At 72.1% G+C, this 15,916-nt stretch carries 15 protein-coding genes and 1 pseudogene; 8 read left to right on the top strand and 8 right to left on the bottom strand.

What is annotated here, in order from left to right:
* Positions 1-28 precede the first annotated feature (28 nt).
* Positions 29-442 (top strand): STAS domain-containing protein, encoded by a 414-nt coding sequence (locus ACI79O_RS12235; protein WP_456914261.1) that lies wholly within the window; start codon positions 29-31, stop codon positions 440-442.
* A gap of 18 nt (positions 443-460) precedes the next feature.
* Here the strand turns inward: ACI79O_RS12235 and ACI79O_RS12230 are convergent.
* Positions 461-1,221 (bottom strand): annotated as a pseudogene (locus ACI79O_RS12230) (DNA glycosylase AlkZ-like family protein).
* Between the two features lie 103 nt (positions 1,222-1,324).
* Here ACI79O_RS12230 and ACI79O_RS12225 point away from each other — a divergent pair.
* The 4 genes from ACI79O_RS12225 (at position 1,325) to ACI79O_RS12210 (ending at position 6,374) form a co-directional block, all read left to right on the top strand.
* Positions 1,325-1,708 carry a hypothetical protein gene (locus ACI79O_RS12225; RefSeq protein ID WP_456888909.1) on the top strand — a complete coding sequence of 128 codons (384 nt, stop codon included), beginning with the start codon at positions 1,325-1,327 and terminating at the stop codon, positions 1,706-1,708.
* A gap of 141 nt (positions 1,709-1,849) precedes the next feature.
* Complete coding sequence (locus tag ACI79O_RS12220; protein WP_456914260.1) at positions 1,850-4,534, top strand: hypothetical protein; 2,685 nt, start codon at positions 1,850-1,852, stop codon at positions 4,532-4,534.
* Between the two features lie 83 nt (positions 4,535-4,617).
* A complete protein-coding gene (locus ACI79O_RS12215; protein WP_456875037.1) occupies positions 4,618-4,980 on the top strand; it encodes a hypothetical protein in 363 nt (120 codons plus the stop codon).
* A gap of 269 nt (positions 4,981-5,249) precedes the next feature.
* Positions 5,250-6,374 carry a DUF2235 domain-containing protein gene (locus ACI79O_RS12210; protein ID WP_456914259.1) on the top strand — a complete coding sequence of 375 codons (1,125 nt, stop codon included), beginning with the start codon at positions 5,250-5,252 and terminating at the stop codon, positions 6,372-6,374.
* A gap of 304 nt (positions 6,375-6,678) precedes the next feature.
* On the opposite strand, the gene ACI79O_RS12205 is transcribed toward ACI79O_RS12210, so the two are convergent.
* Positions 6,679-7,071, bottom strand: a complete 393-nt coding sequence (locus tag ACI79O_RS12205; protein WP_456914258.1) for a hypothetical protein — start codon at positions 7,069-7,071, stop codon at positions 6,679-6,681.
* Between ACI79O_RS12205 and ACI79O_RS12200 the strand changes: the two genes are divergently transcribed.
* Together ACI79O_RS12200 and ACI79O_RS12195 are read left to right on the top strand one after the other, a co-directional pair.
* Complete coding sequence (locus tag ACI79O_RS12200) at positions 7,064-7,480, top strand: hypothetical protein (protein ID WP_456914257.1); 417 nt, start codon at positions 7,064-7,066, stop codon at positions 7,478-7,480. The two genes, ACI79O_RS12205 and ACI79O_RS12200, sit on opposite strands and share 8 nt — an antisense overlap.
* 195 nt (positions 7,481-7,675) lie before the next feature.
* A complete protein-coding gene (locus ACI79O_RS12195) occupies positions 7,676-9,274 on the top strand; it encodes a M20/M25/M40 family metallo-hydrolase (RefSeq protein WP_456888898.1) in 1,599 nt (532 codons plus the stop codon).
* 27 nt (positions 9,275-9,301) lie between these two features.
* Here ACI79O_RS12195 and ACI79O_RS12190 read toward each other — a convergent pair whose 3' ends face one another.
* Both ACI79O_RS12190 and ACI79O_RS12185 read right to left on the bottom strand, forming a co-directional pair.
* Positions 9,302-9,478: a hypothetical protein gene (locus ACI79O_RS12190; protein ID WP_456888897.1), complete on the bottom strand. Its 177-nt coding sequence runs from the start codon at positions 9,476-9,478 to the stop codon at positions 9,302-9,304.
* A gap of 196 nt (positions 9,479-9,674) precedes the next feature.
* A complete protein-coding gene (locus ACI79O_RS12185) occupies positions 9,675-10,754 on the bottom strand; it encodes a M43 family zinc metalloprotease (protein WP_456888895.1) in 1,080 nt (359 codons plus the stop codon).
* A 364-nt stretch (positions 10,755-11,118) separates the two neighbouring features.
* Between ACI79O_RS12185 and ACI79O_RS12180 the strand changes: the two genes are divergently transcribed.
* A complete protein-coding gene (locus ACI79O_RS12180) occupies positions 11,119-13,329 on the top strand; it encodes a hypothetical protein (RefSeq protein WP_456888894.1) in 2,211 nt (736 codons plus the stop codon).
* Between the two features lie 7 nt (positions 13,330-13,336).
* Here ACI79O_RS12180 and ACI79O_RS12175 read toward each other — a convergent pair whose 3' ends face one another.
* From ACI79O_RS12175 to ACI79O_RS12160, 4 genes are all read right to left on the bottom strand, one after another.
* Positions 13,337-13,639, bottom strand: a complete 303-nt coding sequence (locus ACI79O_RS12175) for a hypothetical protein (protein ID WP_456914256.1) — start codon at positions 13,637-13,639, stop codon at positions 13,337-13,339.
* Positions 13,640-13,742: 103 nt separating this feature from the next.
* Positions 13,743-15,353 (bottom strand): M28 family metallopeptidase, encoded by a 1,611-nt coding sequence (locus tag ACI79O_RS12170; RefSeq protein WP_456914255.1) that lies wholly within the window; start codon positions 15,351-15,353, stop codon positions 13,743-13,745.
* Between the two features lie 39 nt (positions 15,354-15,392).
* Positions 15,393-15,632 carry a hypothetical protein gene (locus ACI79O_RS12165; protein ID WP_456914254.1) on the bottom strand — a complete coding sequence of 80 codons (240 nt, stop codon included), beginning with the start codon at positions 15,630-15,632 and terminating at the stop codon, positions 15,393-15,395.
* Between the two features lie 70 nt (positions 15,633-15,702).
* A complete protein-coding gene (locus ACI79O_RS12160) occupies positions 15,703-15,912 on the bottom strand; it encodes a hypothetical protein (protein WP_456914253.1) in 210 nt (69 codons plus the stop codon).
* Positions 15,913-15,916: the final 4 nt, after the last annotated feature.

Genomic DNA, 15,916 nt, shown 5'->3' with positions numbered 1-15,916 from the left:
CCGGCCCGGCGTCCCGCCGGGGGATGCCATGACCGCACCGATCCTCGCAGTGCCCACCGCCCAGGACCTCGGGCGCCCGCTGGCGATCTCGACCGACCTGCGAGCCGGTCGGGTGACGGTCGCCGGCGAGCTTGAGCGGGCCACCGCCCACCACCTGCTGGACGTCCTCGAGGCCCTGACCCTCAGCGGTCACCACACCTGGACCGTGGACGCCGCGGGCATCACCTTCTGCGACGTGGAGGGCATCCGCGTCCTGGCCCGGGCGCAGTCCCTCCCCGCAGCCGGGGCCGGGCGCTGGTCCTGGTCGGGCCCCGGCCCTTCCTCGTGTACTCGCTGGTCCTGGTCGGGATGCAGAGCCTCGTCGACCCGCCGCCGGCCGGGAGCGTCCACGGTCGTGTCGGTCCGGCCCGGCGGCGGGAGACGGCGCAGCGCTGAGCCGTGAGCCGGCGCCGGGCGGGAGTCAGCGGTCGTCCCACCGCACGTCGTGGTCGCGCCCGGGAGCCAGCCACCGCAGGAGGCGGCCTCCCTCGGCCTCGACGTCGGCACGCGCGGCGGCCGGTAGCGGGAGGGACGGGCGCACGGTGAGCACGGTGGCCGCCTTCCCCGGCCGGGCCGCCCACATGGCCTGCACCCGCCCGTCGACGAGCTCCGAGCCGACCCATCCGCCGGGACCACCCTGCAGCGGCACGTGGTCGCTCGGGGGGACCACCCGGCTCCGGTCGGCGTAGGACAGGGTCGCGTTGTCGTACTCGGGCAGGAAGCGGACCGCCGCCGGGGTGTCGAGATGGGGTCGCGGCGCGTCGGGCAGGTCCACCAGCTCCGCTCCCTCCTCGTGCGGAACCGGCGCAGGCGTGGACCCAGCCGGTCCACCACCTCACGCAGCCGGGTGAGCCCGCACCACGCCTGCACGTCGCGCACGGTGGCCGGCCCGAACGCCGCCAGGTAGCGGAGCACGAGCTCCTCGAGCGACGTCCCCGGGGCCGGACGGTCGCCCAGCCGGGCAGCGACGGTCGTCATCACCGCGGCGCCGCGACCGCTCCACAGCCCGCGGGGCGGCGGCTGCACCCACGGCACCCAGTAGCTGACGCCGAACCCGGGTGCAGTCCGGGACCCGGTCGTGTGGGCCGCGGCCGTGCCGGAGGACCGGGCGGCGGCAACTGGGCGACCCGCCGGGCGCTCCGGCTGACCACGCTGGTCCGGCCAGATGCTGCCGTGACGCATCAGTGACGGGTGCGTGACGGGGCTTGAGCATGCTCGCGCTCGACCGAGCGGACCCAGGAAGTGAGGCAGCGGTGCCGCTCAACCGGGAAGAGGGGAGCAACGAATGACCGAGCAGCCGTACGAGCAGCCGCCACTGAGTGATGAGGCCCAAGCCGAGGCCCGCCAGGCCATCGACGAGTCCGCTGCCCTGGCCGCGGGAGTCGTCTTCGCCGTCGTGGACGGCAACGGAACCCTGGCCAGGGGCTCCGGAGCGGTGTCGGCGACCAAGCTCGCCGACGGTGCGTACGAGGTCATCTTCAACCGCAACATCCGCCGGGGTGCCTTCCTCTGCACCATCGGGCTGTCTGCCGACGCAGGCGCCTCCCCGCCCGGCGAGGTCATCGTCAACCTCCGCGTGGGCACCAGCAACGGCGTCTTCGTGCTGACGCACGACAGCACCGGGAAAGTCGAGGACCGGTCGTTCCACCTGGCTGTGATCCTGCCCTGATCCACGACGACACCGGCACCTGCGTGACCCGGCCCCGCTCTGCTCCTGAGCGAGCGGGGCCGGTTGCGTTCCCGGACAGATCCCTGATCGGTGACATCTCCTGGCGATGCCATCGCCTGGTCTCGATCCGTCGGAGGCGACATGGTGGCGCATCTGGTCCTCGACGGCCGGGTGGTCGACGCCGACAGCGGCGCACCACTGGCCGGCATGGCCGTCACGGCCATCACGCGATCGTCGTCTCCGCTGCCAGGGACGGTCTCTGACGGCGACGGAGCCTTCCGACTGGAGGCCCCGCTGGCCGGCGTGTCCCCTGCGCACGACCCCTCCCTCAGCTTCGTCGTCAGCCTGGACCGAGACGGCCCGCCCGTCCACCGCACTGCCCCCGTCCCGCTGTCCGAGCTCGCCTCGGACGACCTGCAGATCGCCGTCCCCGGCGCCGACCTCGCATCCGTCCTGACGCGCGGGGAACTCGTCCTCATCACGGACGGCGGCGCGGGAGACCGGCTCGCGGTGGGGCAGACCCTGCTGCTGTCGGCCGCCCGCCTGCGGCCCGGCAGTGTGCACACGGTCGCGCTCACCGTTGACGGCGAGCCGTACGCCACTCACCGGCTGGTGGCCGACCAGCTCGGCGCGCTGCCGCCCACGGTGGTCGCGCCGCGGTTCGGCCTCGCCGGCGCAGACGGTGGGCCGACCCCGGCGGAGGCAGCCCGGCGGTGGGCCGGCCGTGCCCTGTCCGTCACGGTGGACGCGGCCGGCCGGACCGTCGCGAGCGCGACGCTGCCGATCGTGGACACCGGCGGCACGCCGTCCGGCTTCGTCTGCGATGCGGCCGGCCGGCCGTCGGACGTGGTCACGGGTACGGCTGACCTCCTGTTCCTCCGCCTCGACGGCGTCCGGGAGAGAACGGTCATCAGGGTGTCCGTCGTGCCGTCGCAGTCGGAGTGGGTCGTCGGTGATGCCATCGAGCCGGTGACGGACATCGACGGCCGACCGCTGGTGGTCGAGACGGTCGTCGCGGGGCCGGAGGAACCCGTCCGACTGATCGAGGCGGACCGGCTGGTTCCTGGCTCCTTCGACCTGGTCGTCCGCCCCGTGCGGTACGGCTTCGAGGCTGACGAGCTGCCTGCCCTGAGCCGGCACGACCTCGTCGTCGGCCGGTTCGCCCCGGGCCTCCTGGTGCGCGACCAGACCCTCGTCGACCAGCCTGTCCGGCAGGCCGTGGCTCCGTCCGCGCAGGTGACCGGGACAGCCGTGTCAGAGGTCATCGGAGCAGGCGTCGCGTCCGGCTCGCGCGTCCTGCCCGATCCGGGCACGTTGAGGGAGTTCCGGCACGTCGGGGCGTTCACCATCGACGCGTCACTGCTCCTCGCGAAGGGCCTCAGCACCTCGCTGACCGTCGAGGACGAGAACACCGCGTACTTCGAGCCGGGGGCGTTCACCCCGGTCAGCCGCACCTTCCGCCGCCAGGCGATCGTCCGGTTCCCGGCCGATGCCCCGGGGGCGACCACGCCCGCCCAGGTCAGCACGGCGCGGCCCGACTACCCGGTCGTCGTGGTGGTGCACGGCAACGGCCACCAGTTCACCAGCTATGCGTTCCTCCTGGAGCACCTGGCCGCCAACGGGTTCGTGAGCGCCTCCATACACATGCCCAACGGGGTGCACGGCCTGGCCCGTGCGAACGCCTTCTTCGACCACCTCGGCCTGCTCCGAGTGCTGTTCGGAGCCGTGCTGCAGAACTCCGTGGGGGTCCTCGGGCACAGCCGGGGAGGGGAGGCGGTGTTCAAGATCGCCCGCCTCAACCGGTCCCTCGGGCTGGCCATCGGACTCAAGGGAGTCCTCGCCCTCGCGCCGACCGATCAGTACGGGCGCGAGACGCTCGTCGGACTGAGAGCCGTGCCGCTGCACGTGCTGTACGGGGCCAAGGACGCGGACGTCTCCGGATGGCCGCCCTACGCGGGCTACGACGTGCGCCAGTCGGGCTTCTCGCTGTACGACCGGGCCGACGGCCGGGACAAGTCGATGAGCTTCGTCGAGAACGCGACCCACAACGGCTTCGTGACCACGAACGAGGCCTCGCCGCCTCCACTGCTCCCCGCCTCGGCCCAGCGCACGATCCTGCTCGCAGACGCGAACGCCTTCTTCCGGGCGACGCTGCGTCAGGAGCCGGAGTGGACGGGCGTGCTGCGCGGTGACTCGGTCCCGGGCAGCGTCGCGTCGACCGGCGCCAGGATCCACCACCAGTACCGCTCCACCCGGCGCCGGACGCTCGACGACTTCGAGGGTGCGCACACCCCGTCCAGCTGGAAGACCGGGACGCTGGGTGGCGCCGTGACCCAGGTGGGCCTGCCGGCCGACCCGGTCGAGGCCCAGCTGTACCCGCACGACGACCGCTCACCGCACGACACCGGCGGGCTGCGTCTCGCCTGGAACAGCACCTCCGACGCGCTGTCGATGTCGGTTCCGTCCGCGGCGCGGGACGTGCGGACGTTCGCGGTGCTCAGCTTCAGCGTCGCCAGGGTGGCGAAGAGCCCGTCGAACCCGGCGACGCGTCCGCAGGACCTGCGTGTCGTGCTGGAGGACGGCAGCGGCCACGAGCGCTCGGTACGAGTGAGCGCATTCGGCTCGATCCCGGTGGAGGCGGCCGCGAACGAACCCGGGAACGTCAAGTCGGCGATGACGACCGTCCGCATCCCCCTCGCCGCGTACACGAGTGCCTCCGACGGCGACGAACCGGTCGACCTCAGCGACGTCGTGGCGGTGACGTTCTCCTTCACCGAAGTGCCGACGGGCGACATCGCGCTCGACAACGTCGAGTTCAGTGACTAGACGGCGATCGACGGAAGGGGCGACGGATCATGTCGGTGGTCCCCGTGCCGGACGGTGGTGTCAGGTGGCGCGCCCGGGAGACCGTGCGCGAGGTCGCGGCCCGGCCGCACCTGCTGCTGCGCCTCGACGTCCTCGGGCCGCAGTTCCCCCAGCGGGATGTGGTGCCCTTCGTCCGGCTGAGCGACGGGCAGTCGTCCACGGGGGCGCTGATGACGGAGGTGTCGGACGACGGGACGTCGCTGCGTGCCTACTTCCCGACCGACGTGCCGTTGATCGGCCGCATCGAGTTCGGCTACGGCAGCGAGGTGCTGGGCACGCTCCCGATCGAGACCGGAGGGGAGGTCGAGCGGCTGGACGTGGCTCGGATCGTCTCGGCCGTACACCGGGTGACGAGGGCCGATCCGGGGGCGTTCGCCGCCCAACTGCGTCGAGCCCGGCGACCGTGACCGTGACCGAGGCGGCGCCGGACAGCGGCCCCCGTGGTGGTGACGTCCGGCTCGGGACAGGCCTGGATCCGGCGTCCGGCCGGCCGGTGGCGCTCCAGGGCGTCGTGGCACCAGACCGATCGCCGACGCGGGTCGTCACCGTGGGCATGCGGGGTGGTCGCTGGCAGACCCTTCACGGCGCGGTGACGCCGACGTGACGCCGCACCGCGACGATCGGGTGGACGCCGACGGCCATGTCGGGTGACGACCCCGGTCCGAGGGGGATGACCGTGACGAACGCGGACGCACGAGGGACGGCGAGCCGGGGAGGACGCCGCGGCATCAACATCCCCGTGCTGCTCGACGGCACGTGGAGCGACACCAACACCAACACCAACGTCGGGCAGATCCACGGGCGGGTGCCCCCCGACGCGGCCGGCCTGGCGCAGGAGCGCTGTTACCTCGAGGGGGTCGGCACCGGCCGCTTGGACCGGATCCGGGGTGGCCTGTTCGGCCAAGGCCTGGAGAAGGTCATCCGCCGGGCCTACGGCCACGTCGCGCGGCACCACCGCTCCGACGACGACCGCATCTTCCTGATCGGCTACAGCCGCGGGGCGTTCACCGCGCGGAGCCTGGCGGGGATGATCGCCAAGTGCGGGCTGCTGGACCCCGATGACCTGTCCGCCGAGAGGGTCTTCGAGCGCTATCGCAACAGGAAGACGCCCGGTCTGCGGGAGATGCAGACCGGTGAGCAGCCGGCGCGCACGGCCGAGGATCGACTCGTCCTGCAGCGCTCACGGCTCGTGCGCATCCGCTTCATCGGGGTCTTCGACACGGTCGGCAGCCTCGGGATCCCCGCCGGCCTGGGACGTTTCCTCACCCGCCGCAAGTACCAGTTCCACGACACGAACCTCAGCGGGCTGGTCGACGTCGCCTGTCACGCCGTCGCCGTCGACGAGCACCGCAGGCAGTTCGAGCCGACGCTGTGGACCGATGTGCCGAAACCCGTCCCGGGCCACCGGACCGAGGTCGAGCAGCGCTGGTTCGTCGGGGCACACGGCAACATCGGTGGCGGCGGGAGTTTCACGCCCGCCACCGAGAACCCGCTGTCGCTGCTGGCCCGCGAGTGGATCGTCGAGCGGGCGGTCGCGGCAGGGCTCGTCGTCGATCCGCCGGACGCCCCGCTCAGGGGAACCGAGTGGAACGGGCCGATCCACGACTTCCAGAAGACGGCCCTCGGCCGCCTCGCCCGCCTGTGGCCGCTGAACGAGCCGCTCCTGCGACCGGTCGGCAAGACGGTCGAGGAGACGCTCGACCGCAGCGTCCTGCGCCGCTGGGATGACGCCGATCCGCCGTACCGTCCCCGCAACCCCGGCCTCGCAGCGTGGGTGCAGTCGCACCGCGCCGCCGGGTGACCCGCCTGCCGCCGGCTCGTGCACGTCAGCGATGCGGACGCCTGCCCTCGTCCATGCGCACCGGTTCCAGGAGCCGCGGGACCTCCAACGCGCCACCACGAGAGGGGTCGGGATCGTCGACGAGGCCATGGATCTCGGGAACGGCGTCGATGGACGCAGGGGAGGGGCTTCGATGGCAGCGCCGCGCTACACGCTGGTCCTGGGCGACTTCTACATCCGTTACCCGGATCTCCCCCGCAACGGACCGGAACCGGACGGCGACACGGTCAACTTCCTGCCGGACAACGACGACCTGGTCCGCGGCCTACCTCGATTCGGCGCCGTCGGACCGGATCGACGCCACCTGGGGACGTACAGCACCCGGTTCGAGGGCATCGACACCCTGGAGATCCACTTCGAGAACCAGCACCAGGATCTGGAGTTCGCTGAGGCAGCGCGCGACCACATGCTGCAGACCATCGGTTTCGGTGAGGTGACGTTCTGGGCGGACCGGCCGAACAAGGTCAGAACCGCCGAGCACCACCCGCTCCGCGGCTTCCTGCTGGCCATCGGAGTCGAGAGCAACGGACGCGTCCTCGGCCTGGTCTACACCGGCGAACCGGCCCTGCCGGGGCTCGAGGGCGTCGGTGACGGCGATCGCGCCTTCGTCGACGACGAACTCCTCGAGTCGAGCGTCAAACGCCGAACTCGTGCGCACCGGCCTGGCCTACGCCGAGCTGTACGCCACCACGCCCCTGGACGTGATCCACCGGATGCGCCAGCTCACCACGACCGCCCGCGCCGACGGTGTCGGGCTCTGGCCCGGGGAGGACCTCACCACCACCACCCGTGTCGATCCGCTCGGCGTGGCAGATCTGTCCACACTGATCATGTTCCCGAAGCTGTACCGGCGACTGGTGAGGTACTTCAAGGCCGGTCACCGTGACCTCACGTCCTTCGACACCTGGCTGCGTGCCGACCCGATCGACCGCGACGACCGGGTCCTGCTGCCCACCGGAGAACTCGGCAACCTGCACGACCTCTACGACCTGACCGCCGAGGGGATCCGACTGGTGCACCTGCCCGAGGAGCTCACGTTCGCGCCCGATCCGCCGGTACGCCGCTGAACGACCCGACTGCCCCGCGCAGCACTCCGGGCGTGGTGCCGGCGAAGATGGGGAGGATCCGCCATGAAGGTGGTCCTGTTCGACCTGGGAGACACCCTCGAGCACGAGAACACGTTGCTCCCCGGCGCCGTCGAGACCCTGACGGCCATCGGCCGGATCCGGGACGAGGAGCACCAGCCGGTGAGGAGGGGGCTGGTGTCCGACTTCGACATGCCGCGCAGCCCCGCCGAGATCCCGGCCATCCGGCGGCGCTACCTGGCCATCCTGGACCAACTCCACATCCGGGACTTCTTCGAGCCCGTGGAGGTGGGAGTCACCCTCTCCACCGAGGTCGGGGTGCACAAGCCGGACCCGCGCGTGTTCCGAGCGGCGCTGGACAAGTTCAGCCCCGGCCTGTCCTTCGGGTCCGCGTTGTTCGTCACCGAGAACGAGGACCACGTGCTGACGGCCCGGTCACTCGGCATGCGTGCCGTGCACCTCGCCACCGCCCCAGGCGCGTCGGGTGACATCACGACGCTCACCGATCTGATCCCCCTCGTGCACGGTTTCGCGTCCTCGCCGCGTCCCGTCGTCACCGGGATCGCGCCATGGAGGGCCGTCGACGTCGACGGCGGTGACGCCCACAGCTGGGCCAGGTTCGGCGACGACGTCTTCCTCGTCGATCCACCGGACCCGACCGGCGGGAGACGCCACGCCGGCACGACGCCACGGCGAGCACAGGAGGTGCCACGAGACCATCTGCGCCTGGTGATCCAGTGCGGCCGCTCGTTCCAGAAGGCGCACCCCGACGTGCCCGTGCTCCTGGACCACGGGAGGTTCCTGGTCGTCGCCGTCGACCCCTCGCGCGAGTCCGCCCTCCACGACGGGAGCGGAACCCGCTTCGTCGTTCGATCCCTCGCCGACCGACAGGTCGTCTTCACCTCGTCGCCGAGCGGCCGAGGCCGGGGTACCCCCGTCCCCTGGATCCAGGCGCTCGTGGACGGCGTCAGCCGCGCTCCGTACGAGGCTGACGTGGCGCACCTCGCCTCCTACCCGACCCGGCACTCGACGTCCGGCTCCTTCCGCGAGGCGGCTGCCTGGGTCGGCCGTCAGCTCGAGGACATGGGATACGGGGTGTGGACGCAGGCGATCACCGTCGACGGACGCGCCAGCCTGAACGTCATCGCTGACCGCCCAGGACGGCGATCGGGCAGCAGGGGGCTGGTGGTGGCCACCGCCCATCTCGACTCGGTCAACCACGACGCCGGGGGAGGGCCGGACGTGCCCGCCCCCGGAGCGGACGACAACGCCTCGGGCAGCGCGGGCGTGTTGCAGTTGGCCCGCTCGCTGCGCGACCACCCGGCCGCCGAGGACCTGCGGTTCATCGTGTTCGGAGGCGAGGAGCAGGGTCTCCTCGGCAGCCGCCACTACGTCTCCGGGCTCGACACCGCCGAGCGGGCTCGACTCCGCGCCGTCGTGAACATGGACATGATCGGGTGTCTGAACCGAACACCCACCAGCGTTCTGCTCGAGGGCGCCGCCGTCTCGCAGGCCGTCATCGACGGCCTGGCGCTGGCGGCCGCCACCTACACGGGGCTGGTCGTCGAGATGTCGCTGAGCCCCTGGGGGAGCGACCACCTGCCCTTCATCGAGGCGGACCTCCCGGCTGTGCTCACGATCGAAGGCGCCGACCAGGCGAACGAGCGCGAACACTCCGAGAGAGATCGCATCGACACCATCTCCTTCGATCTCGCGCTCGAGATCCTGCGGATGAACGTCGCATTCATCGCCGCTGAGCTCGACACGCTTCCGTGACCGGTCGCGCCACGAGCTGTCCGGCCCTCACCCGGAGTCCATCGACGAGGGACGTCGGACGGCGAGACGATCCGGGGTGAGGTCGGTGATCTCCAGCACCTGCGGCGAGCCGCCGACGACGACGCGTACCCGATGCGGGTTCTCCTCATCGACCTGCCACACCCCGGTCGTGACCTCGGGAACGTCCGCGGCCCCGATGCCCACGCGCCTGACCGTGCCGTCCGCCTCGAACCGGTACCCCGCTCGACTGCGCTCTCGCCGCGGGAAGTCGAACCCGGCCGGCCGGTAGACCTCTTCGGTGTCGGAGTCCTCCTGCCGCGAACGGAGCCACGACTGGCACAGGAGACGGGTGTCGACCGGTCCGCCCAACGTGAACCCCCCGCTCGGAGCGGATGTCATCCTAGTCGACGCGGACCCATGAGACCCCGTCGAACTCCAGGGTCGGACGGGTGCCCCGCTCGTCGCTGACGGCCGAACGGGTGCCGGCGTCGCTGCTGGTCTCGAGCCGAGGGGTGGCCACGGGGGTCAGTCCGGTCGAGTTCGCGAGCGGCGCCCGGGGACCCGCCAGGGTCGCGTTCATCCGCCGGACCTGGCCCTTGGTGAACATGAGCATCGTGTCGTCGTCGACGTAGTCCATGTAGTTCATGAACATGTCGCCGTTCGGCCCGTTGTCGCAGGTGATGTGCGGGAAGTCGGACAGCCGGACCTCGGACCCATTGGAGTCGGCTTGGTTGGGGGTGTCGTCCACGTTGTCGGAGCCACTGCAGCCGCCGCCGTCGTCCCCCCAGATGTGCAACAGGTTCAGCCAGTGTCCCACCTCGTGCACTCCGGTCCGGCCCAGGTCGTAGGGCGCCTCGGCGGTGCCACCGGAGCCGAATGCCGCGTTGTTGATCACCACGCCGTCCGTCGCAGCGGGGCCGCCGGGGAACTGTGCGTACCCGAGCAGCCCACCGCCGATGGTGCAGGTCCAGACGTTCAGATAGGAGTCGCGGGGCCATGCGGCCTTGCCGAACTGGTCGAACTTGATCATCGCGTCCAGCTTCTCGGTCGCCAGCGGATCGAACGGGTCGAACGGGAAGGCTCCCTTCGAGGTCCACGTGCGCGTGATCCCCGACGTGGGGTTGCCCTGTGGGTCCCGTACTGCCAGTGCGAACTCCACGAGTGCATCTGCGGCGAAGACGCCGAACGGCGCTGGGATCTGGCCCTTGTCCGGGTTGAGCAGGCGGTAGTCGCGGTTGAGGGCGGCGATCTGGCTGTCGATCTGGCTCTGGTCGATGTTCTCCGTCTCCGTGTGGTGGACGACGTGGACCACCACGGGGATGCGGATGACGCCCGTGCGCATCGCCACCCGAGCCGCTCTCGTGTCGGTCTCGATGGCACGTCTGTTCTCTCGGTACACCGGATCGGTGTCGGCGAGGTGGAAGTGGTGCGGCATGGTCGCGCAGGTCCGGCGCGGGCGAGCGGTCCCGGTCTCCGTCATGACGGCTCTCCTCGAGGTGCAGTGGGTGGGAGTCGGTGGGGCGATGGCGCCCGGCACGTCGGGAAGACGGTGCTGAGCGCCCCTGCTCCACGCAGATGACGTTCCCTGCCGACGGAGAGGCCGGTTCGGCGAGGCCGATCAGCACCCTGGGGAGCAAGGGTTCCCACAGGTCGTCACCGCGGCGTCACTGCCGCATCACCACAGCTCGTGAGTGACTGCACAGTGCGATGCGGGTCCCGAGGCGGATGTCCGGTCGGGACCGAGGACCACGCGGCACCGCCCGGGGTGACGCCCCGATGACGCATCGGTGACGCCCCCCTGGAGAGGCTCGGCCTGCACTGCGCCCACCTCGGAGGAGAGCGACATGATCGTCAAGCCGGATGCTGCCTCGACGACCGACGTCAGCGTCGAGGGGCTGCCCGAGATCCGTTTCCAGAGCGGGCAGGAGCCACAGCAGAAACAGGTCAGTGGCCTGTACACGGCCCATCCGAAGGACTCCGAGGACGTCTCCGTCGACGTCCGCGAGGCGGCCGACGGCGTCCCGTTCCTGGACGGCGCGGTGGACGGGGCCCTGGACGGGACGGCTCGCGTGGCGCCGGTGCTCCTGGTCTCACAGGCCGGGCGTGAGGAGCTGCGCCTCGACGTCGACGGCCCCCACGCCCAGCAGGTGGCCAGTGGAGTTGCCGGCCTCGGCCTGGACCGGGTGCACTGGATCGCCGCGCTCACGCCGATGGGTCCCCACCGGTGGCGTGGCCCCATCCACTACAAGGACGGCGCCACCTCGGCCTTCCCGTACACGACCGTGACCGTCCACGTCGGCGGCCACGGCGACCCGGGCGACATGCGGGCGACGGCGAGGTTCGAGGCCCCGGGGGGCCTGCGCCGCACCCGCCGTTACCGGTACTCGTCGCGGTACTTCCACACGGTCGACTTCGAGTTCGACGCCGCGACCGGGGAGTCGGCGACGACCAGCATCAACACCTGCGCCCACCCGAACCGGCCCGGGTCGCTGCCGTGCGAACAGCTCACCATCCGGACCGTCTTCCAGCGCGCCGGCTTCGACGCCACGGAGTCCCCCGGCGGGACCGTGCCGCTCACCGGTGCCGGGTCCGACGCCCGCTGGAGCGACGCGGAGATGCACGACGCCATGCAGGTGTTCTGGTCGCGCTTCTCGTCGAGCGCCCAGTGGGCCATGTGGGTCTTCTTCGCCTCGCTGCACGAACAGGGGACCAGCCTCGGCGGCATCATGTTCGACGACATCGGCCCGAACCACCGCCAGGGCACCGCGATCTTCAACGACTCGTTCATCTCCCAGGCGCCTGCGGGCGACGCCAACCCGCAGGCCTGGGTCCGGCGGATGGTCTTCTGGACGGCCTGCCACGAGATGGGCCACGCCTTCAACCTGGCCCACTCGTGGCAGAAGTCCCTCGGGACGCCGTGGGTGCCCGGTCTCCCCGACGAACCGGAGGCCCGCAGCTTCATGAACTACCCGTTCCGGGTCGCCGGTGGGCAGACGGCGTTCTTCGCGGACTTCGCCTTCCGGTTCAGCAACCCGGAGCTGCTGTTCCTGCGGCACGCCCCCGAGCGCTTCGTCCGGATGGGCGACGCCGCGTGGTTCGACCACCACGGGTTCGGCGAGGCCCAGGTGTCCCTCGAGCCGGCTCTCCGGCTGCAGCTGCGGGTCAACCGGGAGCGCCCCGTCTACCAGTTCCTCGAGCCGGTGGTCGTGGAGGCCAAGCTGACCAACACCTCCGGGAGCCCGCAGCTGGTGGACGCCCACGTGCTGGACTCCGTCGACGACATGACGCTGGTCGTCCAGCCGCCGCGCGGGCCGGCCCGCCGCCACGTCCCGTTCGCGCGCTACTGCCGCTCCCCGGAGACCGTGGTGCTCGCACCGGGCGAGTCGCTCTACTCCTCGCTGCTGGTCTCGGCCGGCATCGAGGGCCAGGCGATCGCCGAGCCGGGCACCTACCGGGTGCAGGCGGCCCTCCGCCACGGCGAGGAGGACGTCGTGTCCGAGCCGCTGACCCTGCGGGTGGCGGCCCCGGACAGCCGGGAGGAGGAGGCCCTCGCCCCGGACGTCTTCACCGAGGACGTCGCCAGGTCCCTGACCTTCGGCGGCACCGCGGTGCTCGAGCAGGCCAACGACACCCTCTCCGAGGTGGTCGACCGCCTGGGTGACCGGCGGGTCGCCGTCCACGCGGCGCTCGCCCTCGGCCTGCCCGCGGCAGCGGACTACAAGCTGGCGACCGCACGCTCGGACTCCCCGGCGGGCCTGGCCGTCGACGTCCGGAGGGCACGGCCGGAGCAGGCCCGGCGGCTGTTGGAGCACGCCCTGGTGGACCGCGCCGACGAGGCGGCCGTGACGCTCGGCCACATCCGGTTCGCGCAGGAGGCCGAGACGGCCTCGCAGCGGTTGAGCACCTCCGACGACCCGGAGGTCGCCGGTCGGCTGATGGGCGCGGCCCACGACACCCTGTCGCGCCGCGTGGTGGGCCGGCGGAGGGTCCTCTCGTCGGTCCTCGAGGAGCTGGCACGCAAGCGGGACCGGTACTCGCAGACCACGGTGGGGTGACCGGGGATCAGACGTAGCCGAACGGCGTCGGCGAGGTCCGGAACAGCACGGCGTCGCCGTGGACGGAGACCCCGACGTACAGCCGGTCGGCGACGTGGGCCCGCAGCCGGCCGACGGCCGGGCGCGACGTCAGACGCACCTCGACGTCGACGTCGACCCCGTCGTCGGCCGGCACCTCCACCGTGTCGGCCAACCCGATCTGCACGCGGGTCCGGACCTCCTCCTGCTCGAGGACCCTGCGGCCGTCCACCTCGACCACGACGGAGTCACCCTCGAACCCCTCCTCGAGCGCGATGCTCAGCACCGCCACGACCCACCACCTGCCTCTCGCCGGCCTGCTCCCCGCCCGGCGCCGCGCCTGGGGCCGGACACCAGCAGCGTGCCCTCGACCCGGTGCCCCATGACACCCCGGCTCAGTGCGTGGCGGTGAACCAGGCAGCGGCCGCCACCAGGCGGGTGATGTCCGCCGCGTACCCGGCGTTGACGGAGGCGTCCGCGGGCGTGTGGTAGCGGGGGTTCATCTCGGCCGGCGGCGCGCCGGGCCCGGGTCCGGCGAAGAGGTCCTCCGAGACCAGGCACGCGGTGTAACCGTTGAGCTGGAAGCTGTAGTGGTCGCTGCGGGCCTCCGCCGGGTCGGTGTCCCCGGTGGGCGGGTACAGCTGCGGAGGCGGCAGCGAGGGGGACACCTGCGGGACGAGTGCGGCGATCCTCCGCGCGAGGGCCAGCGACCGCCGCTCGATCGTGGCGGAGTCGCTGAAGCCGGCGTGCAGCTCGAAGGTGGGGTCGGGCAGCACGTCCCAGCCGATCATGTCCAGCTGGAAGACGCCGACGACGGGGGTCCCGAGGAGCGCCTGGTCGCGGGCGTAGGCCAGGCTCCCGACGAGGCCGTGCTCCTCGGCGTTGAAGAGGACGAACCGTACGGTCCGGCGGGGCACGCTCAGGGTCGCGTCCAGCGCCTGGAACGCGTCCGCCGTGGCGAGCACCCCGGCGACCCCGCTGCCGTCGTCGTCGGCTCCCGGAGCGGGATCGGTCGCGGGGTCGTATCCCCGGTGCAGGGCGCCGGTGGAGTCCATGTGCGCCGTCACCAGCACGACCCCGTCCAGCCCGTTCCCTGGGAACTCGGCCTCGACGTTCTCCAGTCGACGACCCTCGTGCGCGAAGCGGTGCCGACGGACGACGAAGCGCCCGCACCCGATCCGCGCGAGGTCCGCGACGAGCGTCGACACGGCCAGCGCGTTGTGCCGGTGGTGGATGTGCCTGCTGGTGATGACGTCACCGGCCGGGGAGACCGGCGTGGCCCCGGTGTACCGCGCCAGGTGCTCGGTGAGTGCCTGCGGCCCGATCCTGGCGTCCAGGACCTCCCTCTCCTCAGGAGTGACGGTCGGTGGGGCGGAGCCGACCTCCGCCGCTCCGGCGCGGTCGTCGGCCCACCCGGTCGCCGGGGCGGTCGGTGCCAGCTTCAGGTTGTGCCCGTGCCGGGTGCCGTCGAAGTGCAGTGCCTCCACGGACCGGCCCGCCGGTACGGCGACGACGAGGCCGTCGTCGGTGGAGGTGAGGACGGCGCGGGCCGCGGCCCCCGTCCGGAAGAAGTCCCTCGAGTTGCCGTCGAGGGCCAGGAAACCGCTGTCGACCTGGCGGTCGTCACGCAGCAGGTACAGCTCCGTCGTGAGCGGCTCGTCCTCGACCCCGAGGCGGTCGACCCGGAAACCCAGGTCGTCGAGCCGCGCGGCGGCCGTCGTCGTGCCGATCGCGTACACCGTGGTGCCGTCGCGGCCGGTGACGTGCACGGGCACCAGCGGCAGGTCGCGGAGCGCGCTCCGCCAGTCCTCGCGGGCGTGGTCCGGCGGGACCGTGACCCGCACGTAGCGCAGGTGCGCCCGGTCGTCGAGCACCGCCGTCGCCAACAGGGGGTGCGGGGCGACCAGCAACCCGGCCCGCAGGGCCTGAGCGCGCTCGTCCGGGTCCTCCCCGACGAAGAGGACGCGGTCCGCGGTGCCCGCGCGCTCCAGGGCCTGCTGGAACACGCGGGGTGAGTCCTTCGACCCGTGGAGGACCAGCTCGGGCTAGAGGGCGCTCCAGAGGCCGGCGTCCTCGAGCGCCCGGTCGAGCTCGTCCGTGGGGAGCGGGCCGGGATCCGAGAGGACGCCCAGACGGGCGCCGCGCTGCCGGAGCTCGGCGAGCACCCCGCGCACGTACGGGTAGACGGCGAGTTCCTCGATCCGTTCCCCGTCGGCGGACAGCGTGACCGAGGCCAGTGTGCCGCCGATGTCGGAGTACACGACCGCGTCGGTCAGTGGGCCCATCGTCGCTCCTCTTGCCGCGGGACCGCATCGTCAGCGCGGGACGGCGGAGGAGGCCCGTCCGCGCCCGGTCTCAGCGGTCCTCCTGCTGCGTCTCCGCCGGCCGGTCCGGATCCGTCCGGGATGGCTCGCTCCGCCTCTCCTCCCCGGCGGCCGCGTCCGCGCCGGGGAGGGTGCGCTCCTCGTGTCCGACGATGCGGACCTCGTCACCGGCGACCTCGGGAGTGGGGTGCTCGACGTGCTCGTCGATCCACCTCCAGTCCTCCTCGCCGGGCGGCTGCACCGGC

Source organism: Geodermatophilus sp. SYSU D00696 (assembly GCF_054050235.1).
Note: the sequence above shows the minus strand (reverse complement) of the source record. Positions and strands in the feature narration are given on the sequence as shown.